Raw genomic sequence first — 19614 nt, 5'->3', positions numbered from 1 at the left:
CCACCGCAACATGGCACCCCAGGACGCCATCCTCGGCTGGGACGAGGACACCAACGCCGAGGCGTACAACGCCTTCACCCGCGCCCACCCCATGTACGACGCGACCAGCCGCGACCTCGCCCGCCGAGGCCAGCTGGCCAACGCCAGCCTGGTGGTCGACCTGTGCGGCGGCGCCGGCGCGACCGCCCGCGCGATCCTCGACCTCATCCCGGCCCGAGCCCGGGTCGTCTCCGTCGACAACGCCGCCGCGATGCAGCGTGTCGGCCGCCGCACCCTGACCGACGCCCGCCTGGCCTGGATCACCTCCCCGGCCGAGCAGCTCGCCGACCACCTCCACGCTGACAGCGCCGATGCCGTGGTGTGCAACTCCGCGATCTGGAAGACCGATACCGCCGCAGTGTTCACGGCCGTCGCCCACATCCTGCGCCCAGGCGGGCAGTTCGTCTTCAACATCGGCGGAGGCTTCGCTGGCGTACGGCATCCCGACGAACAGTCCGTCCGCACCGGGCCCTCACTGAACGCCCTCATCCGCCAAGTCGCTGCTGACGCCCACGGATACACCCCGCCGCCGACGGCCGCAGACGCGCCGCCGAAGCTGCCGCTGGAGACGGTTGCCGAGCAGCTGACCGCAGCCGGACTCACTGTCCTCGATACCGAGGTCACCGCCCAGCACAGCACCATGGCCGAGAAGAAGGCGTGGCTGTCCATTCCCGTCTTCGCGCGGCCTGATGGCGACTTCACCCACGCCCAGCGGATGCAGATCCTCGACACCGCCTATGCCATGACCACCCCCGACGCCCCGACCGTGACGAGCTGGCTCGTGGTCGTCGCCCAGCGGCCGGAGGCCACCGCATGACCCTGGCCGCCCCGGTGCCCGGCAGCAAGGACCGCCTCTGTGACCACACAAGCGTCGGGGTACTGGTCTCCTCCCCGAGCGGCCTCCTGGTGTTCGAGCGGGCGACCGCTCCGGCGGGAATCGCCCCGGTCGCCGGCCACGTCGACCAGCATGGCGGCCCCAAGCAGGCCGCCCGCGACGAGGTCACCGAGGAGGTCGGCCTCACCGTCACCCACCTGCAGCCGCTGCTGGACCAGTGGCGGCCCAACCGCTGCCGCCGCACGCCCACCGGTCCGGTCGGCCACCACTGGTGGATCTTCCAGGCTGAGGTTTCCGGATCACTGTGCCCCTCTCCCCGTGAGGTCCGCGCCCCTCGGTGGATCCACCCCGATGAGCTACAGCAGCACGCGCTGCGGACCGCCGCGTACGCCGACGGACACCTGAGCCAGGAGCAGTTCGAGCGGGAGCCCGGCCTGGAGCCGGTGTGGTGCCGCTTCCTGCACGACCTTGGGCTAGTCACCCTGCCCTCGGTCGACCTCGACCGGATTGACGCGGTCCTGTGAACGGTGACCAGAGGCGTCGCTCAGCAGGAGCCGACCGCTCGGCTGGCCGCAAGGCGCCGAGCGTGCGCACGGATCCGCTCGCGGTCCTCGGGGAAGACGCTGTCCCAGTCGGTGTCCAGACGGAACCATGCCGCCGGCTGGTTCTGCTCCCCGGCGAGCGGCACGTCGCGGCCGACGATCGCGGCATAGGACAGGCCCAGCGTCGGAGACCAGTCGGCCCGGTAGGAACGCACCGCCACGGCTGCGGGCTCGGGCAGCAGCTCGGTGGCCAAGCCGGTCTCCTCCAGCAGCTCTCGTGCCGCCGCCGCACGCGGCGCTTCGCTCGGCTCCACCTTGCCGCCGGGCGGCACCCATCCGCGCACGCGGTGCTTGACCAGCAGGACGTGCTCGAAGGCAGGGTCCGTGACCCACACCTCGGCCGCCAGCGGCTCCATCGGATGCCGACGTGCTTCCTCCAGCCAGACCCGTGCACCGTCGAACTCCCATGCGGCGAGGCGGGCATCCGCAACAGCCTCGTCCAAGATCACCTGACCGACTTCACCATGACTCACCCGTCCCACCCTAGGCCGACGGACCGGCCGGACGTCGCAGCAACGAGCGGGCAGCCATCCGGCCGTGTCCGGCCGACCCGGTTGCCCCCTTGGGCTATAGAGCGATCACCCGTGGTGCCCGCTTCACACGAAGGAGTCCAGCGTGCACGATGAACAGACCTCGGACCGAGGAGCCTGGGTCGTCCTCGGCGGAGTCCACCTCCTCAACCGCACCGCGCCACGGCGGCCCAACGAGCCGATCGTGCTCGTACGGGTGCCACCGCAGGAGGTGTGCCAGCCGGCCACCACCGTGATCGTCCGCTGGAACGCGCTTGGGCCCTGCCCGACCGAAGCGCTGCACCCCGGCGGCACCCGGCTCGGGTCAGCCCGGATCGACGGCGGCGAACTGTTCCCCGACGCCATCGCCGGCCTCGCCCTGCGCGGCTTGGTCGGCGCCGAGGCCGCCCCGGGGCTGGTGCCGCTGTGCTACCTGGCCGAACACCCCGGCGGCGGCTACCACGCGTACGCGCAGATCCGCTTCCACCCCGAGGACTCCTGCTTCGTCCGCACCACCCGCGAACCAGTCGGCCACGGCCCGGTCGAGGAACTGCGCTGGCTCGACCCCGTGCTGACGGCTCACGCTGAGTCGAGCACGGCGCTCAACAACCACCTCCGGTACTTCCGCAAGCACTTCTCCGGTACCGAGCTGGAGTTCAAGTACACCCTCGACCCGGCACCGGACATCTGGTCCGCGTCCATGGAACTGCTCAAGGCACTGCGCGACGGCGAACTGGAAGGCTGCCGCCCGGAGTACCGGGAAGAGTTCCAGATCCATCACACCGAGAACCACCTGTTCGACGTCACCGGCCCCGAGTCCGAGATCGGCTACGCCTCCTTCATTCCCACCGTCACCGCCGGGCACGTGCTCAAGCGGAAGTGGTTCACGGAGGACGCCTTCGCCCGCCGCGAGGAACTGACTTCCGGTCTCGACATCACCCCCGACCGCTTCGAGGCGTACCTGGGCGAAGATTTGGGCCTAGAAGTCCGGGCTATGCCGCCCTTCCGACGCGTCCGCTACGACATCCAGTGCGAGTCGATGCGCACCGGACACGTCTACGGCATCTTCGTCGACCGCTGCGCCCTCCTGGCGGCACCCGAAGTAGTGCTCTCCCAGTGCGAGCTGGAGTACCTACGCTCGCGCAGCATCCTCGATCACGACCAGGACGAGGTCCTCATCGAGATGGAGCGGATCGACAACTGGCTCTGTGAGTACCTCGCCAGTCACGGCTGGGCGACCGCGCACACCTTCTACTCGAAGCGCAGCTTCCTTCGCGACGCCATCGCCCTCCGACCGGAGCTCGCAATGTCATGACCAGCCAGGCGGCGCCCGGCAATCCCCCGGAGGAGTTACCGCGACCCACATGAGTGATCGAACACAGCATCACAGCCCGTCACACTCGGCCGCACAAGGAGAGTGCCTGCTATTCGAAATCGGGTTCTAGATTTCGCCCGCTCCCACCCGTTACGGCGACAGCAGAACCTCCGTTACCCGATCACCTGTCCGCATCTCGTCCCGAGGAGCCTCCATGCATCCCGTACGCCGCCCTGCGCTCGTTCATCCTGCGTTCGAAAACATCGCCGTCTCCTGGGGCACCAACCCTCACATCGCCTCCGACCGCGCCGCCCTGCTCGCCGAGGGGTCACGACCGGATACGAGGTACCTGGCATGACGGAATCCACTCGTGCTTCCTCCTCCCTCGCCACCTGGGTGGAGAGCGTCCTGGGCCCCTTGAACTGTGTGCGGGGCACCTCGCACGCCCGCGACAACTCCCAGGTGTGGAGGGTGACCGGACCGGCCGGCGACCACTATGTGGAAGTGGCGCCCGAGCCGATCCTGTATACGCGCGAGACCCGCGCCTACCGGGTGGCCGTTCCTCACCTCGGCCACGCCAACGCCCCGGTGCTGCATGACAGTTCTGCAGAGCTGCTCGCCCTGATCCTTACCGCTGTGGACGGCGACCCGTTGAAGGAAGAGGAGTCACCCGCGCGCCGCCGCGTTGCCCACCGCCAAGCCGGCGAGCTCCTGCACCGCTTCCACGACGCAATGACCGGCCCCCTGGTCCAGCCTGAAGCCGCCAAAGTCGTCGAGAAGACGGTGGCCGGCCTGGACAAGCACCTCGCGGAGGCTGGCGACCACCTGTCCGCCGCGGAAGCCGACACGCTGCGGTGCCTGGTGAGCGCGCTGCCGGGCTGCGGACCGCTACCGGCTGGGTGGAGGCACGGGGACTTCTGGGAGCGCAACCTGCTGTGGAGCGGCCGACGCTGCGCGTTGATCGACTTCGAGCGCAGCGAACCGGGGCCTCTCGTCACCGACTTCGTCAAACTCGCCACCTCGCTGTGGCTGGACGACCCCGGACTGCGAACCGCCCTGTTCGAGGGGTACGGCCGGCCTCTGTCCGAGACAGAGGAAAAGGCGCTGACAGCGTTCGCTGCAGCTGCCGCCGCCAGCGCCCCTCGCCTACGGCCCCCGTCACGGCGACCCTCTCGTGACCGCGAGCGGCCGGCGCACCGTCGAATGCCTGATGCAGGAGGGCCGTCTGTGAGCGACGCGCCTCACCTGCTGATCTCTGATGTGGCCCAGGTCCTGCTCCATGCCAACGGTGACGCCCTGTGCGTGCGCCGCAAGCCGGGCGCGGCCCTCGCACCGGGACAGATCATCGTCGTAGGCGGCCATCTCGAAGCCGGCGTACCGCTCGATCGCGCCGCGCGGCGCGATGTGAAAGAAGAGACGGGGGTCCGCATCAGCGTTGACCAGCAGGAGTTCTGCGGCCTCATCCACCACCACGAACCTGGCGATGGCTTGGAGATCACCGCCGTGTTCGTCGCCCAGTCCTGGACGGGCGAGCCGCACAACGCCGAGCCGAACAAGCACGAAGGGCTGTTCTGGGTACCGATGGAGAAGCCCCCGCCGGACTGCCACCCCTACACCACCCACATCTTCCACATGCTCACCCACGGCCCGTCCTACCGGGCTCTGAACTGGCCGACGCAGGGAGGCAGCGAGTGAAGCGATTCTTCGGCAAGGTCCGCATGGCCGAGCCTCAGGTCTCCGACGCAGAGCGCGAACTCTTCGGTGGGCCACTGCGCTACGACATGGGCTGGTCCCAACACGAGCATGCGGGGCTGGACTTGACCATGCGGACAGCGCTGCGTCAGATGCCCGGACTCGTCAGCGCCACCCTGCGGATGGCCTGGAGCGCGGACCATCGCGCGCTCGTGGCGGTGGCGATCAGCGAACTCGGCCAGGGCATCGCCGCCGCGGTCGGCCTGCTTGCCATCAACGCAGTCATGCACGCGCTCCTGGGGGCCGGAGACCCTGTCGAGCGGCTGCACGCCTTGCTGCCGGGCCTGCTCGCCGCTGCAGGCGTCGCCGTCGTGAACTCCGCCTTGGCCGGCTGGTCGACCGCTCGGGCCGGACGCCTCGAACCGCTCGTCGAGCGGATCGCCACGACGCAATACCTGGCCGCAGCGACCGCCGTCGAACTCGAAGCGATTGACGATCCGGACTTCCGCCGCCTGATCGACATCGCACAGTACGGGCCCGCCTCCGCGCGCCGCATGATCGGCGCCTGCGTCTCCGCGCTGAACAGCACCATCTCGTTGATCGCCACGGCCGGTGTGCTCACCGTCTTGCACCCGGCACTGCTGCCCATGCTGCTGGTCATCGCAGCACCCCGCGGTTGGGGCGCCATGCGGGTGGCACAGGAACGCTACGTGTCGATGATGAGCTGGATCGAGCACCTACGGGCCAGCCGCCTCATCGGCAACCTCCTCACCGAGCGAACGGCCGCCCAAGAAGTACGTATCCACGCCGTCGGCCCCTTCCTCCTCGACCGGTACCGGCGTATGGCCGCGAGCGCAGAAGCGGAACAGGAACGCCTGGCCTCCAGCAAAGCCATCACCGAATGGGTCGCCTCCGCGCTGTCCGGGCTAGCGATGGCCGCCACCTACGGAAGCATGATCTGGCTGATCGTCGCCGGGCACATGAGCCTCGCCGTCGCCGGCACCGCCGTGATCGCGGTACGGACCGGGTCAGCGAGCCTGGGCGCCCTGGTGATGAACATCAACCAGCTGCACGAAGAGTCCCTCTACGTCAGGGACCACGGGCAGTTCCTGGTCGATGCCACCCAACGCGCCATCCCGCAGACCGGCAGTCCCGTCCCTGCCCGGGTCAGGCAGGTCTCCTTGGAACACGTCACCTACCGGTATCCCGACCGCGACGCACCGGCCCTGGACGACGTGACGCTCACCTTCCCCATGGGGTCGGTCATCGCCGTGGTGGGCGAGAACGGCTCCGGCAAGAGCACGTTGATGAAGATCCTGTCCGGTCTGCTGCTCCCCCACGACGGAACCGTGAGATGGGGTGAGGCCGACATCTCCGGGCTGGAGCGCTCCCAGGTCTTCGACCGCGTCTCCCTTCTCACCCAGGACTTCCAACGCTGGCCCGTAACTGCCGCGATGAACATCCGCATCGGCCGCCCCGGCCACGCCGCCTCGACCCGCGACCTGCAGACATCCGTCGACTACGCCGGAGCCGGGCCCATCACCGCCAAACTCCCCAACGGGCTGGACAGCATGCTCGGCCGCATGTTCCGCGGAGCCGTCGAACTCTCCGGCGGTGAATGGCAGAAAGTGGGCCTGGCCCGCACCCACTGGCGTAGCTCAACATCGCAGGCGGACAGCGTCCTCATCGTCGACGAGCCCACCTCCGCCCTCGACCCCGAAGCCGAGATCGAAGCCTTCGACCGTATCCGCCGCCTCGCCGCGCCGCACCGGGCCGTCGTCCTGGTCACTCACCGCATGTCCGGCGTCCGCCACGCCGACCGCATCTACGTCCTCAACCAGGGGCGCCTCGCCGAACACGGCACACACGACGCACTCATCGCCGCGCGCGGCCGGTACGCCGCCATGTTCGACACACAAGCCGCCCAGTACGCCCCCACCGCCAGCATCCCGAACCCCGCCGCACCCCCCGTCTCGGACCCCGCATGACCCGCTCGCCCGAAAGGCCCGCCGTGACGACACCCTCCACCACGGACCTCGGCGAAGCACGCGCCCTGCGCCACCAGCTGGCCGACCAGCTCGCCGAGGCGGGTCACATCCGAACCCCGGCGGTCGACGAGGCCCTGCGTACCGTGCCCCGGCACGCCTTCGCCCCCGAAGTGCCGGTCCAGAAGGCGTACGCCAACGACATCGTCGCCACCCGTCACAGCGACGACGGCAGCATCATCAGCTCCATCTCTGCGCCCTGGCTGCAGGCCGACATGCTCGAAGCTGCCCGCATCCGGCCTGGCCACCGTGTCCTGGAGATCGGCTCCGGCGGCTACAACGCCGCCCTCATGGCCGAACTCGTCGGCCCGACCGGCAGCGTCACCACCCTGGACATCGATCCGGCCGTTACCGACCGCGCCACCCGCTTCCTGCCCCAGACCGGATACGACCACGTCCACTGTAGGTTCCGCGGTTTCGTGAGCACTTCCGCGTGATCATGAGCACCGGTTGAGCATTTTCACGTGATCATGAGCAATCCTCACGTGCAGTAGTTGTCAGTAGTCGGCTGATTGCGATCTTCTGGTTTGGGCGGTGTGTTCCCCTCGCACTGTTCCAGTATGGCGACAGAGCGCCCGAGCAAGGGCCGTAGCAGGCACAGGAGCCCGACGGCGTCGATTCGGTACGTGGATGGATCGACTCGTGAGATTTCGTTCGCTCAGCTTCGGTTGGGGGATTTCACCGAGTCGGAGCCGTGGCGTCGTGTGCGCTCGGTGCACGGCATGACGCACTACTCGGGCGACTACGCCTCCGCGACGACGGGTGGCCAGGTCGTTTACGAGAGCCGTCTGGAACTGGCCCGTCTGCTGCTCGCCGACTTCGATCCGTCGGTGTGCGGCATCTTCGCCCAGCCCTGCCGCATGGTGGCGCGGGTCGACGGCAAGGTACGCAGCCATGTCCCGGACTTCCTCCTGGTGATGGGGTCGGGAACGGTGCGCGTGGTCAACGTCAAACCGGCTTCTCGCCTTGAGGATCCCCAGGTCGTAGAGGCGTTGGCCTGGCCGGGGCAGTTGATCGAGCGGCACGGCTGGGAGTACGAGATCTGGTCGGGGGCGGAGCGGACTCTCCTGGAGAACGTCAGGTTCCTGGCGGGATATCGGCACCCCGGAGTCGTGCCCGAGGACGAGATCGAGCGGGCTTGGCAGGAGGTCGTGGACGGCGAGGAGATGGCTCTCGCCGAGCGCCGTCTGGCGGGTGGCCGCCCGCCGGAGGAAGCCCGTCCGGCGCTGATGGCGTTGCTGTGGGCGGGTCGGCTGTGCACGGACCTGTCGGCCGGTCTGTTGTCGGGAGAGTGTGTTTTGCGGAGGCGCGGATGACCGGGTGGACGACAACGCTGCGCCTGGGGCTGCCGGTCAGCTTCGACGGTGAGCAGTTCACCGTGGCGGAGATCGAGGGGCGGAGGATTCTCCTGCGACAGTCCGCGCTGGCCGGGCCGCCGAAGCTGAGGCAGGTCGATATCTCGGTGCTGCTGGCGCATCCCACCACCGAGTTCCTGGAGCCGGTCCCTGAGGAGGAGACGGCTGCCGCTGCTGTGCTGAGCGGTCTGGCCGACGAGGAGGACGACGATCTGACCGTGAAGGTCCAGCACCTCCAGGAGGTGCTCACCGGGTACCGTCTTGGCGACGCCGAACTGGCGTTGGAGGGAGAGCCGCGTGCGGATTTCGCGCCGGGAGTTCCGATGCTGCACCGGTACGCCGTCAAGGCCACCGAGCTCGGGGTCGGCTCCAGCACGATCCGCCGGTGGACTGCGGCGCTGAAGAAGTCGGGCCCGGCCGGTCTCGTCGTGGACCGGCCGGTGCGCAACGTGGTGGAGCGGGCGGACCCCCGCTGGTTGGATATGGCCGAGTCTGTTCTGCAGGCGAATGTCAAGGCGAGCCGCCCGGTGCGGGGGCTGATCCTGACCGAGATCGAGGAGCGGCTGGTTAAGGAGCACGGGCAGGGCACGGTGCCGCTGCCAGCGCGCACGATGGGCTACGCGTTGCTGCGGCAACTTTCCAAGGGGACCAACGCGTTCGAAGGCAGCACGAAGGGTAAGCGGTCCATCGCGGATGCTCCGCAGGGCACGTACGGCAGGCTGCGTGCCACGCGGCCGGGCGAGTACGTGGTCCTGGACACCAACAGCCTGGACGTCTTCGCGATGGAGCCGGTGACCTGCCGGTGGGTGCGGTGCGAGCTCACCGTCGCCATGGATCTGTACAGCCGGTGCATCGTGGGTCTGCGGCTGACCCCGGTGTCGACGAAGTCGGTGGATGTCGCGGGCGTGTTGTATGAGACAGTACGTCCACGCCAAGCCCCCACGGACGGCGAGGAGGCGCTGCCGTATTGCGGAGTGCCGTCGGCCGTGGTGGTTGATGCGGAGAAGCTGGTCGACCGGGACGGTCAGCCGCTGCTGCCGACGGTCGCCACGGAAACGATCATCTTCGACCACGGCAAGGTCTATCTGTCGAACCACATCAAGAGCGTCTGCGCGAAGTTGCGGATCTCACTGCAGCCGGCCCGCCCCAAGACCCCGACGGACAAGCCGGTGGAACGCTGGTTCCTGACCTTGAACAAGGGCATCCTGGCCGCACTGCCCGGGTACAAGGGCCCGGATGTGCACAGCCGCGGCGAGAAGGTCGAGGACGAGGCGTTCTTCTTCGTCGACGAACTCGAAGCGATCATCAGGGAATGGATCACTACGGTCTATCACCGGCGCCACCATCGTGGGCTGTGCATCCCTGAAGTACCGGGGCTGAAACTGAGCCCGCTGGACATGTTCGAGCACGGGGTCACTCGGGCCGGGCCGCTGCGCATCCCGCTGCGACCCCATCTCGCCCTGGACTTCCTGGAGGAGTCCCGCGTCCCGATCCACCACTACGGGGTGGAGGTCGAGGGCCTACGCTACAACGGGGACGGGCTCAACGGCCACCGCAACCAGCCCAGCCCCTATCGGGGCGTTGACGCCGGGAAGTGGCCGATCGCCGTCGACTCCGGCGACATCACCAAGGCGTACTTCCAGGACCCGGAAACGCGGAACTGGCACGTCCTGGACTGGGAGCACGCGGCGGCACTCAACGGTCCGGTGAGCCGGGAGGCCGTGGGCTACGCCCGCAGGCTCGCCAAGAAGACGCACCGGTTCCCGGACACCAAACGTGCACTGGTCGAGCTGCTTGAGCGGTGGGGCGCGGGGCTGGCCCGGGACCGCACCGAGCGGCGCATGGCGGTGCGGTTGTCGCAGGAGCGGTTGCGCATGGTCGGCGACGACGAGGCACCGAACGAGGCGGATGTTGTGGCCTCGCTGCCGTCCTTGCGGCGGTTGGCAGCACGCGGCGGTCCCGGGGCGGACACGGACGACCCCGGAGAGGTCGATCTGCGGGTCGTGGACGCCGTGGAGCAGGTCCCGGGCGGCGACGATGACGAGGACGACGAACTGGAAGCGGTCTTGCCCGGCGAGGAATACACCGGAGCGATCGACGACGAGGACTACTACGCCGACGTCTGGGAAAGCCGTTGAGCACGGCGAGCATGGACGCCGAGCCGTTCGAGGGCGACGACCGGCAGTACAGCCCGACCCGACTGTCCGGCTGGCTGGTCGAGGTCTTCGCCCCGGACCGCATCCAGCCCGATCAGCTGACCCGGGCCCAGCTCGCCGGGCTGTCGCCGCGGGCGCTGCTGGAACACAACGACCGACGCGAGGTGTGGCACGCCAACATCGGCCCGATCGACACGCCGCAACTTCTCGCGCTGCACGCGGATCTTGCCGAGATCGTGGAAGCCAATCGCCAGGACGGCGACAAGACCAAGCCCGCCGCCCTCGTGGACGCCTATCCTGGGCTCGGCAAGAGCACAGCGGCACGCGCCTACGGCCGCGCCCTGTACCGCAAGCAGGTCGCGCTGCGCGGCGAGACCACAGCGGCCGGGGACCGCCGCGTACCGATGATCTACATCGCACTGACCGGGAACACCTCCGTCCGCGGCCTGAACGCCTCCATCTGCCGCTTCTACGGGCTGCCGACGTCCGGAAACGCGGACATGCTCGCCGAACGCGCCGTGGACGCGGTGCTGAGCATGAACACCATCGCGATCATCATCGACGACGTGCACTTCATGTCCGGCTCGAACAGCAACGCGGTCCGGATGGCCAACCAGCTGAAATACCTGGCCAACGTCTTCCCCGTCACCCTCATCTACATCGGGGTCGGGGTACAGCAGCGCGGCCTGTTGCGCGAGGGCCTGTCCCCGCAGCAGGCCCTGCTGGCGCAGTTCGGACGCCGCACCACCCCGCTGACGCTGCTGCCGTTCCAGGTCGAGGACAACATGGGCCGCCGCCAGTGGCACACACTGCTCAAGACGATCGAGAAGCAGCTGGTGCTGGCGGACAAGTACCCCGGCATGCTCGCCAGGGACCTGGCCGACTATCTCTACTCCCGCTCCACCGGGCACTTCGCCTCACTGATGACGTTGATCAACCGCGGCTGCCTGCGCGCGATCCGCTCCGGGCACGAGCGCCTGGACAAGCGCCTGATGGATCAAGTCAAGAACGACGCCGCAGCCGAAGACGCCCGGCAAGAACTCCAGGCGGCGATCGAGGCCGGACTGCTGACCACCCATCCGGACGACGGCGAGCAGCCCCGGAAGTCGGCATGAGCACCTGGACGCCGGACAGGATCCCGATCGCCCTGACGCCGTTGCCCGGCGAGGCCCTGGACAGCTGGATCAGCAGCTACGCGCGCAGGTTACGCACGACCGACCGGGGCTTCTTGCACCACATCGGGCTGCCCGCCGCCCGCGTCGACCACATGCTGCTGCGGCTGACCGAGCCAGAGGCCCACGAGCTGCACAAGGCGACCGGCGCTCCCGCCGCGGTGCTGCGGGCCATGACGCTCGACTCCTACGACACCTTCGCCGTCAACATCTCGCCGGGCCGCCGCCAGCTCGAGCGGCCGCCGACCTGGGCGTTCCGCAGCAGCCGCACCCGCTACTGTCCCGCCTGCCTGCGCGAGAAAGGCGGCCGCGGGATGCTGCTGTGGCGACTGCCGTGGGCCTTCGCCTGCACCGAACACCAGCTGCTCCTGGCCGACTTCTGTCCCGCCTGCGGCCGCCCGCCCCACCCATGGAAGATCAGCTTCAAGGGGCCCCGCGACGTCGGCATCTGCACGCGCGACCGACTCGATCACGCAGCTGAGGGCCGCTGGCGCCCCTGTGCCACTGACCTGCTCCACGCCCCGGCGATCTCCCTTCCCCCCGACGGCCTGGTGCTGCGCGCACAGCACCGCGTGGCCGGACAACTGGCCGTCCCGCCGGACGAGCGGCCGCAGACCCTGGTCGAACTCAAACAGCTCTACGCCCTGGCCTGGCGGGCGCTGCGCGGCCTGCGGACCAACCGCGACCAGGCGCCCGACCTCGTCCACACCGTTCTCGACGAATGCGGCGGCACGTTCCCCGCCCCCTTCCCGGACGGCAGCGGACAGGCGGCCTACCACCTGTCCGGCAACAGCGGCAGCCGCCGCCGTGAGAATGCTGCCAGCCTGCAGACCCCTCACGTCGCCGCGGGTACGGCCCTGGCCCACGTGGCGCTACGCGGCGGACACCCCGAGCACCAGCGTCTCTTCGAATGGATCGTGCAATCGGACCGCCCGTTGGCGGCGCGTGACCTCAACCTCGGGCAACTGGCCCTCCGGTGGCGCGACAGCGGCCCGGACCTGTTCGCCCGCGTCATGTCCCACCAGGATCCGCACACCCTCCTGCACAATCGGCTCCGCTACGCCAGCGCCACGCCCACCCCCCGACGGCCCGACCGCAGCAAAGCGGACATCCACCGGCGGGCCACCATGATCCCCGCGATGCTCTGGCCCGGATGGGCCCTGCGCCTGCTCCCTGCGGACCGTCTCCGATCGCAAGGTCGTGTCTTCCGTGTCGACGCCTTCCGCCATGGCTGTTCCGGCCTCCTTCTCGTCCCGGGCGGGCCGGCCAACCTGCCGTATGTACGCGCCGCGCCGCTGCTGGGCAACGTCCGCGCCGCCCGCGACCGCGAAAGCGTCGAGCAACGCGTGTACCGCGACAAGGACCTCACCCCGCTGGCCTCCACGCTCGCCCAACTCGCCCACGCGCTCGACGAACACGGCTCACCCATCGACTACGCCCGCCGCCGCGTCACGTTCACCGAGACCACCGTCGAGTTGAACCCTGACGCCTACCGGCGCCTGATCCTCCAGCACGGCTGGCTGGCCGGCGGCGAGCACCGGCAGCAGGTCATGCGCTGGTACCTGCTGCTTTTGCTGACCGGGCACAGCCCGCCCGCGCCCAAAGGAGCGGCTACCCGCTTCGCGTGGAGCTGCACCGAATTCCGCTACCGCGCTCCGCTGCCGCTGCGCGCCTTCCTGTACGCGCAGGCGGAACAGAGCCTGGTGGCCCACGGCATCGACGAGCCAGTGACCTGGGAGCCCCCCGCCCACTGGGTCCGCGACGTCGACTGGCCGGGCATCGCACCCGAGCGGGTCGACGTCACCGGGCTCCGTGCCGCCCTGAGCAGGAGCGATACGAACGCCCCGGTCGCCGAGGCCACCGGGATGACCGCAGAGCATCTCCGTCTCTACTTCGAGATCGACCACACTGTCACCGGTCCGCCGGATCAGCTCTTGGGCAGGATCCGGGCATCGGACCCCGCCACCCGCGCCGCGGTACTCGCACCCCGTCGGCTGCGCGAGCTGTACGTCACCGAACGCAAAACCACAGTGGAGATCGCCGGCATGGCCAAGTGCGCGGCCACCACGGTCCGTGCCCTCCTCGCCCTCGACCGTATCCCGCTCCGCACCCTGCGCCCGGAAACCGAACCGCCCGACTTCCTGCGCACCTGGCTGCACCGAGAACATGTCGAAAAGCGGCGACCTCTAAGCGAACTGGCACGCGAATGCGGCATGAGCACCTGGGGCCTGTCGCGGAAAGCCCGCCGGTGCGGCATCACCGTCCACCCTCCAGGCCACTACAACGGCCTTGGCCACATCGACCTCCCCGCACAGCTCTCACCGGCGATGCAAGCCGTCACCGCAGGCCGCGAAGCGCTGAACCGACTACGCACCATCGTCCAGGTCGCAGGCCACGACAGTATTCCCGCAGCTGCCGACAGCTTCTACGGCGGCAAGAGCATCACGCTTGCCCGGCGCATCTACGCTATCGAACGCAGGGCAGGCTTCCGCATCATTGACCGCGACGCTCGGCCCCTCACGCCCACACCCCGCGGGCGGGACTTCCTGCGAGAAGCGCAGCAGATCCTGCGCATCGCACACGACGCCGAACCAACCCGGCAAGATTCACCGTGAGCACAGGGCCAGGTGCCGCAGACAGTGTCGGCCCGGCCCCGGGTTCGCCTGATCACCCGAATCGCCTACTCGACCGCCGCGCCCATGATCAAGTCTGCGTGCGCGGCGGCGAGGATCTCCTCGGAGAGTGGGGAGCCCTTAACGGCCCGGGACAGAACCAGCGCACCGAACAGGGTGCAGAGACGGACGATGCCCTCCTGCTCGCCATCGGCGAGGAAGTCGGCGAAGTCGCAGCTCTCGCCCCCCCCGGCATCGCGCGCGATGCCGGGGGGTGCCTCTATGTGTTTCGTCAAGGCGCCCGTGGTGGGTTTGGGGTAGTTCGGTGTTGCTGGGGTCACGCGGCGAGCTCAACGTCTTTCGGCGCCCGAGTCTCGTAGAAGGTGCCGTCGCGGAGCATGGCGAACAGGACGCTGATGCGTTGGCGGGCGAGGCGGAGGAGGGCTTGGGTGTGGGTCTTGCCGCGGGCGCGTTGCTTGTCGTAGTAGGCGCGGGAGGCGGGGTCGGCGTTCATACAGGCGAAGGCAGAGAGGAACATGGCGCGTTTGAGCTGCCGGTTTCCGCCTCGGGGGGCGTGTTCGCCGTGGATAGAGGTGCCCGACTGCTTTGTCGTGGGCGCGAGACCGGCGTAGGAGGCCAGGTGGGCGGCGGTGGGGAAGCTGGAGCCATCGCCGACGGTGACCAGCAGGACGGCGGCGGTCCTGACGCCGACGCCGGGCATCGAGGTCAGGACCTGGGAAAGAGGGTGGGCCTCCAGCAGGGCGTTGATCTGGGCTTCCATTGCCCGGCGTTGGGTGTGGACGGCGGCCAGGGACGCGGCGAGAGAGGGGATAACGATGTCGAGGGTGCCGGCGCCCGGGACCACAACGGTTTGCTCGTCGAGCGCGTCGAAGACCTCGTCGATCAGCCGCTGGGCCATGCGTGGGGCCTTGGGCCGGATCAGTTCGACGAGCCTGCGGCGGCCGGCTTTGCGCAGGGCGGACGGGGAGCCGTAGCGCTCCAGCAGCCAGGTCACAGCCTGGTGGTCCAGACGTGGCCCGAGGACGCGTTCCAGGGAGGGGTGGAACTGGGTGAGCAGGCCGCGTATCCGGTTGGAGGTGCGGGTGGCCTCTGCGGCGAGGTCCTGGTCGAAGCCGACGAGGACGGTGAGCTCGGCGGTGATCTCGTCGGTGAGTTCGAGCGAGCGCAGGGTGTGCGGCATGGTGCGGGCCGCGTCCGCGATCACCGCGGCGTCCTTGGCATCGGTCTTGGCCTCGCCGGGGTAGAGGTCGGCGATCCGGCGCATGGCCAGGCCGGGCAGGTAGGCGACGCGGCAGCCGGCGTCGCGGGCGACGGTCAGCGGGAGGGCACCGATGGAGGCGGGCTGGTCCACGATGACCAGGACGGTGCCGAACTTCGCGGCAAGTTTGTCGAACACGGCCCGCAGCTTCGGTTCGCTGTTGGGCAGCGGCTTGTCGAAGACCTTCTTGCCGGCCGGGGTGAGTCCGTGGCCGTGGTGAGCGGACTTGCCGACGTCCAGGCCGAGGAACACGCCCACGTCTTCGATCTCGAACATCGCACCCTTCCAGGGGTGTTGACGGTGCCGGCCTCGGCTCGGGTGTCGTGCTCGCGCATCCACGTTATGCAGACCTGCCGCCCGCGAACTGCCCGGCATTGCGCCGGACCGGACGGTGGCCGGACCTCTGATCAGCGTCTCCGACGAACACCCCCGGACCCGGCGACACCACCCCCCAGGTCATGCCTTCGACAGGGGGCAACAGTCATACCGGGCCCGGAGGCCAGCGGCCCCGTTGCAGGACCGCGAAAAAGATAACGGGGCGAGAGCTGCGACCGGGCAACCGTCCGCCGGGTCGTCGCGGTGTTCGACGGAGAGGGAGATGTCGATCAGGGCCTGCTGGGTGGCGTCGCGCCGACCGTCGTACCGCTCGAGTCCGGCCGCATGGCGTCGCGTGACCTCGGCGAAGGCGTGGGCGGTGGCCTCGTCGACGAGCGACTCCTTGGAGGCGAACGGCTTGTAGAAGGCGCCGTGCGTGAGACCGACCGCCTTCATAGATCGGCGACGCTGACGTGGGTGCCTTTCCTGGTCGAGAGGTACGGCGACGAAGCCGGGATGCGTGCCGCCGAGGTGCCCGCCCCCAGGTGGGTGCGGACGATGTCCTGGTCAAGATCCACGCAGCTGGAGTCAACCCGCTGGACCTCAGGATCCGCAACGGGGACTTCAAGGCGTTCATGTCCTACCGTCTGCCGATTGTCCTGGGCAACGACCTCGCCGGCGAGGTCCCCCAGGTCAGGTCCTCCGTCACCCGCTTCGCGGTGGGCGACGAGGTCTACGCCCGGCCCGACAAGGACCGCATAGGCACCTTCGCCGCACTCCTCGCCGTCCACCAGAAACGTCGCCACCCGCACCGAGGGCACCAACAACCGCACGAGCCCCAGCGCCGCCGTCGCACCAACACGGGTGCGGACATCGAGCAAATAACGGATCGTGCGATCTGCCGTGTGCCACTACGAGCCCTCGGCAGATCGCCAAAATGTACATGGGCGACGCATCTGCGCCGCCCATGTACATTCAGATCATGACTCTGAGATCTCTGAGGGAAAGACGAGATGGCCCCCGAAGCGTTCCAGCAATCGCCAGGACTCGGCCCGGGATGCGGTCGCAGGGAAGACCTCCACGGCGATGTCGTGCTCGATGTCGATCCGAAGGTCGCCGAGTGGGTTCGTCCGGATCTCCTGCACGACGGGAGCGGTCCGGTCGAGGTAGCCCTCCAACATGGCTGCCCCTCGATCGAAGGGACCGCCGCCGGATCGCCGAAGCTCCTCCGAGCCGACAACGACCCGGGCCGCGCCCTGGGTGATCCGGAACGGGCACGCCACGTGCAGGGCGTACCGCGACGCTGTGAGGGTGCCAGCGCCCGACGGGGCATCCCAGGAGACGCGGTCCCCGAAGCCGAGAACCGCCATCTCCCCCACCCGTCCGCTCTCCACGAACGGCTTCCCCGCGAAGTCGTTCGGGGTGAACTCGCACGCCGGTCTCTTCAGATCCCTCAAGTCCCTTTCTGCCTCTTCTACTTCCGATCGACTATTGGAGTGAATTCGTCGATGTAAATCTTCGGGACCTGCGGAACTGGCCCCATGCGTGGGGACCCGATTACCGCTTTATCCCGCCTGGTTTTTCCCGGAGGGACGTCCTGGAGCCAGAATCGGTTGTACGCGGTCCAGCCTTTACCGTCAGCGATGCTGATCTTGATTGAGTACGTCGCGGTCCGCTCGTAGGTATTGGCTACCTCGATCTCGGTGCGCACGCCGCTGGTTTCGGGCGTGGCGCGCACGACCAGGTCCCCGTAATCCAGGACACGCGTACGGCCTTCGGAGTGCACCGAAGCCACCGGCGATGGGTGCGCTCGCGGAGTGCTCTGCACCGCGCTCGGAGTCACTGATCGCTGTGACGCCGGGGGCTTGGCAGATTCGTCGTCCGTACATCCGGCGGCCAGCAGGCACGCCGCCATGAGGCAAAGTGCCTGGACCATGCGTGGTCCGGGCACTACCGTTTCGATCTTCATTGCGGGGACGCCGCCATCTGCTTGCGCGCGGCAGCGATCTCCTTGCCGTGCTGCCCCTGAATGCCGGTCAGCTGGCTCTTGTTGTCGGCGATCTGCTTCTTCTGGATTACAGACTCGACATCGGACCAGATCTTCACCAGGTCCGTCTGCTTCTTGCAGTCAATGTCGTCGACCGCCAGAGCGATGGACTCCTTCGACGGCTTCCCATCGTTCGTCACACCCTGATCCATCGCCTTGTACGGATCAGCAAGACCCGCGTGTCCCTTGCCGTTCATGCAGGAGGACCACGCGGCGATGGCCTTGATGACCTTGTCGTCCTTCAACGACTGCATCAAGCTGTCCCCGGCGAGCTGCGCCACGACGATCGAGTCGGCTTCCTTCACGCCGAGTTGGCTCTTTGACCAGCCGATGCAGCCGCCCGTCTTCAGCTTCTTGCCGTCGTACTCGGATCGAGCGGGGGCGACTCCCTGGCCGGGGGCGGCCATGGACACCCCTGCCTTGGGAGCCTGCGTCGATTCGGGCTTGGTGTGGCCGGTCAAGACCTCGACCTCGACACCCGACAGGTCTCGCATGGGCTGCTCGGTGTGTTCCTGCAGCGCCGGGGGGAGTTCGTAGCCGTACTTTTCGGCTTCGGCCCGGTCGGTGATGCCGTAGCGGCGTTCGATGTTGGCGTCGTTGTCGCTGGGCGGGGGGTTGGCGCCCGCGCGTGGCAGCGTCAGGTCGATGCCGTAGTCCTTCATGCAGGACTGCTGGAGATCGTTCGCGGCCTGCTCGACGGTGACCTGGTCCTCGTAGGAGGACATGTACGCCTCCAGGGGAAGGGTCAGGTTCTTGGTCAGGCCGCTGGTGGGGATCTTCTTGGGCCAGTTTTCCTTGTTCACGATCGGTCTGCCGTCGGCTGCGTTCTTCGTGGTGTCGGGAGCCGTGCCAGATGAGCAGGCGCTGAGCAGGAGGGTTGAAGCGGTCAGGGCTACTGCGGCGGCTATCCGCTTGGTGTGCTTCACGGGGTTCCTTCTTACGCGAAGTGGGAAGATGCATTGTTGTTATGCAGGGCGGATATCAGGTCAGTGAGGCCGCAGTCTCCGTAGGGCCCGTTCTTTACGAAGTACTGCGATGTGCCGCCGTAGCCAGAGTTGTAGTACACGCGGTAGTTGTCATCCCGGGCGCAATTCTGAACGGACCCCGCATTGTTCTTCATGTACTCGCCGTTGCCATTACCGCCGCTACCGAATACGTACCGGTAGGTCGACAGTGTCGATCCCTGGTACTGGCTCGTACCCGAGTGGTCGTTAACGTCGCCATAGAACGTCGTATACGCCGACTTGATGTATCCGTCCTGGACGGCATATTGCTTCGTGTTGTAGAAAAGCCACAGATCACCGTACGAGCAAGTGATCCACGGAACATCACAGTTGTCGGTGACCTTGAACTCCGCCGCATGCGCGGGAACGGCGGTCGCCATCACGGCCGCCAGGGCCGCGAAGGACGTGGCGAAGGCGGCTGCCTTCTTCTTGAAGCGGATCCTCTTCATCGCATCTCCATCAGTTGATCATTTGGGCGATAGGGATCTTCACACCTGGGCGGGCGTCATGGCCAGAGGCGTTGCAAGATCGAGATGCGCCACAGGGATGCGCCACAGGCACGACCTGACGGTCCGTCGGCCCGCCCGCGCCGATGCGCTGAGCGCGCAAGTTGGGCAGTGCGCGCCTCGACCGACCG

Annotated in this window: 16 protein-coding genes and 3 pseudogenes; 11 read left to right on the top strand and 8 right to left on the bottom strand. The window is 68.1% G+C overall.

Features of this window, described 5'->3' with window-relative positions; translation table 11 throughout:
- The first annotated feature begins 10 nt into the window (after positions 1–10).
- Together OG507_RS32900 and OG507_RS32895 are read left to right on the top strand one after the other, a co-directional pair.
- Complete coding sequence (locus OG507_RS32900; protein ID WP_327370741.1) at positions 11–856, top strand: class I SAM-dependent methyltransferase; 846 nt, start codon at positions 11–13, stop codon at positions 854–856.
- Positions 853–1398: an NUDIX hydrolase gene (locus OG507_RS32895; RefSeq protein WP_327370740.1), complete on the top strand. Its 546-nt coding sequence runs from the start codon at positions 853–855 to the stop codon at positions 1396–1398. The genes OG507_RS32900 and OG507_RS32895 overlap by 4 nt, the downstream gene beginning before the upstream one ends.
- Positions 1399–1418: 20 nt before the next feature.
- Here the strand turns inward: OG507_RS32895 and OG507_RS32890 are convergent, their stop codons facing one another.
- Positions 1419–1949: an NUDIX domain-containing protein gene (locus tag OG507_RS32890; RefSeq protein WP_327370739.1), complete on the bottom strand. Its 531-nt coding sequence runs from the start codon at positions 1947–1949 to the stop codon at positions 1419–1421.
- A 142-nt stretch (positions 1950–2091) separates the two neighbouring features.
- Between OG507_RS32890 and OG507_RS32885 the strand changes: the two genes are divergently transcribed.
- The 8 genes from OG507_RS32885 to OG507_RS32850 all read left to right on the top strand — a co-directional run bounded on the left by OG507_RS32885 (position 2092) and on the right by OG507_RS32850 (position 14335).
- Positions 2092–3300, top strand: coding sequence for a hypothetical protein (locus OG507_RS32885; RefSeq protein ID WP_327370738.1), 1209 nt, complete (start codon positions 2092–2094; stop codon positions 3298–3300).
- 354 nt (positions 3301–3654) lie between these two features.
- Entirely contained in the window at positions 3655–4995 is a 1341-nt protein-coding gene (locus OG507_RS32880; RefSeq protein ID WP_327370737.1) for a phosphotransferase, read from the top strand.
- The gene (locus OG507_RS32875) at positions 4992–6980 is read left to right on the top strand and encodes an ABC transporter ATP-binding protein (protein ID WP_327370736.1); all 1989 of its coding nucleotides are present in this window, start codon (positions 4992–4994) and stop codon (positions 6978–6980) included. Before OG507_RS32880 ends, OG507_RS32875 begins: the two co-directional genes overlap by 4 nt.
- Positions 6981–7003: 23 nt before the next feature.
- A complete protein-coding gene (locus OG507_RS32870; RefSeq protein ID WP_327370735.1) occupies positions 7004–7474 on the top strand; it encodes a hypothetical protein in 471 nt (156 codons plus the stop codon).
- A gap of 123 nt (positions 7475–7597) precedes the next feature.
- Positions 7598–8353: a TnsA-like heteromeric transposase endonuclease subunit gene (locus OG507_RS32865; protein ID WP_327370734.1), complete on the top strand. Its 756-nt coding sequence runs from the start codon at positions 7598–7600 to the stop codon at positions 8351–8353.
- Positions 8350–10530 carry an integrase gene (locus tag OG507_RS32860; RefSeq protein ID WP_327370733.1) on the top strand — a complete coding sequence of 727 codons (2181 nt, stop codon included), beginning with the start codon at positions 8350–8352 and terminating at the stop codon, positions 10528–10530. Before OG507_RS32865 ends, OG507_RS32860 begins: the two co-directional genes overlap by 4 nt.
- Positions 10527–11663, top strand: a complete 1137-nt coding sequence (locus OG507_RS32855) for an ATP-binding protein (RefSeq protein ID WP_327370732.1) — start codon at positions 10527–10529, stop codon at positions 11661–11663. Before OG507_RS32860 ends, OG507_RS32855 begins: the two co-directional genes overlap by 4 nt.
- Positions 11660–14335 (top strand): TniQ family protein, encoded by a 2676-nt coding sequence (locus OG507_RS32850; RefSeq protein ID WP_327370731.1) that lies wholly within the window; start codon positions 11660–11662, stop codon positions 14333–14335. The genes OG507_RS32855 and OG507_RS32850 overlap by 4 nt, the downstream gene beginning before the upstream one ends.
- A gap of 65 nt (positions 14336–14400) precedes the next feature.
- Here the strand turns inward: OG507_RS32850 and OG507_RS32845 are convergent.
- From OG507_RS32845 to OG507_RS32835, 3 genes and pseudogenes are all read right to left on the bottom strand, one after another.
- A pseudogene (locus tag OG507_RS32845) lies at positions 14401–14598 on the bottom strand (hypothetical protein); the annotation flags it as partial.
- A gap of 71 nt (positions 14599–14669) precedes the next feature.
- Positions 14670–15887 carry an IS110 family transposase gene (locus OG507_RS32840; protein ID WP_327367044.1) on the bottom strand — a complete coding sequence of 406 codons (1218 nt, stop codon included), beginning with the start codon at positions 15885–15887 and terminating at the stop codon, positions 14670–14672.
- Positions 15888–16148: 261 nt separating this feature from the next.
- Positions 16149–16444 (bottom strand): annotated as a pseudogene (locus OG507_RS32835) (TetR/AcrR family transcriptional regulator); the annotation flags it as partial.
- Between OG507_RS32835 and OG507_RS32830 the strand changes: the two are divergent.
- Positions 16443–16720, top strand: a pseudogene (locus tag OG507_RS32830) (alcohol dehydrogenase catalytic domain-containing protein); the annotation flags it as partial. The pseudogenes OG507_RS32835 and OG507_RS32830 overlap by 2 nt on opposite strands.
- A gap of 186 nt (positions 16721–16906) precedes the next feature.
- Here the strand turns inward: OG507_RS32830 and OG507_RS32825 are convergent.
- The 4 genes from OG507_RS32825 to OG507_RS32810 are packed head-to-tail and all read right to left on the bottom strand — an operon-like array spanning position 16907 to position 19426.
- Entirely contained in the window at positions 16907–17383 is a 477-nt protein-coding gene (locus OG507_RS32825; RefSeq protein WP_327370730.1) for a hypothetical protein, read from the bottom strand.
- Positions 17384–17400: 17 nt separating this feature from the next.
- A complete protein-coding gene (locus OG507_RS32820) occupies positions 17401–17895 on the bottom strand; it encodes a hypothetical protein (protein ID WP_327370729.1) in 495 nt (164 codons plus the stop codon).
- A complete protein-coding gene (locus OG507_RS32815; RefSeq protein ID WP_327370728.1) occupies positions 17892–18899 on the bottom strand; it encodes a hypothetical protein in 1008 nt (335 codons plus the stop codon). The genes OG507_RS32820 and OG507_RS32815 overlap by 4 nt, the downstream gene beginning before the upstream one ends.
- Before the next feature lie 11 nt (positions 18900–18910).
- Positions 18911–19426 carry a hypothetical protein gene (locus OG507_RS32810; RefSeq protein ID WP_327370727.1) on the bottom strand — a complete coding sequence of 172 codons (516 nt, stop codon included), beginning with the start codon at positions 19424–19426 and terminating at the stop codon, positions 18911–18913.
- Positions 19427–19614: the final 188 nt, after the last annotated feature.

The sequence above is a fragment of the Streptomyces sp. NBC_01217 genome (assembly GCF_035994185.1).
In the GTDB taxonomy this organism is placed as follows: Bacteria; Actinomycetota; Actinomycetes; order Streptomycetales; family Streptomycetaceae; genus Streptomyces.
This window is presented reverse-complemented; position numbering and strand designations above follow the sequence as displayed.

Excerpts from the sequence above, each read along its gene's own strand:
- OG507_RS32900 (WP_327370741.1), top strand. The coding sequence starts at position 11 with ATGGCACCCCAGGACGCCATCCTCGGCTGGGACGAGGACACCAACGCC.
- OG507_RS32895 (WP_327370740.1), top strand. The coding sequence starts at position 853 with ATGACCCTGGCCGCCCCGGTGCCCGGCAGCAAGGACCGCCTCTGTGAC.
- OG507_RS32880 (WP_327370737.1), top strand. The coding sequence starts at position 3,655 with ATGACGGAATCCACTCGTGCTTCCTCCTCCCTCGCCACCTGGGTGGAG.
- OG507_RS32865 (WP_327370734.1), top strand. The coding sequence starts at position 7,598 with ATGGCGACAGAGCGCCCGAGCAAGGGCCGTAGCAGGCACAGGAGCCCG.
- OG507_RS32860 (WP_327370733.1), top strand. The coding sequence starts at position 8,350 with ATGACCGGGTGGACGACAACGCTGCGCCTGGGGCTGCCGGTCAGCTTC.
- OG507_RS32850 (WP_327370731.1), top strand. The coding sequence starts at position 11,660 with ATGAGCACCTGGACGCCGGACAGGATCCCGATCGCCCTGACGCCGTTG.
- OG507_RS32840 (WP_327367044.1), bottom strand. The coding sequence starts at position 15,887 with ATGTTCGAGATCGAAGACGTGGGCGTGTTCCTCGGCCTGGACGTCGGC.
- OG507_RS32820 (WP_327370729.1), bottom strand. The coding sequence starts at position 17,895 with ATGAAGATCGAAACGGTAGTGCCCGGACCACGCATGGTCCAGGCACTT.
- OG507_RS32810 (WP_327370727.1), bottom strand. The coding sequence starts at position 19,426 with ATGAAGAGGATCCGCTTCAAGAAGAAGGCAGCCGCCTTCGCCACGTCC.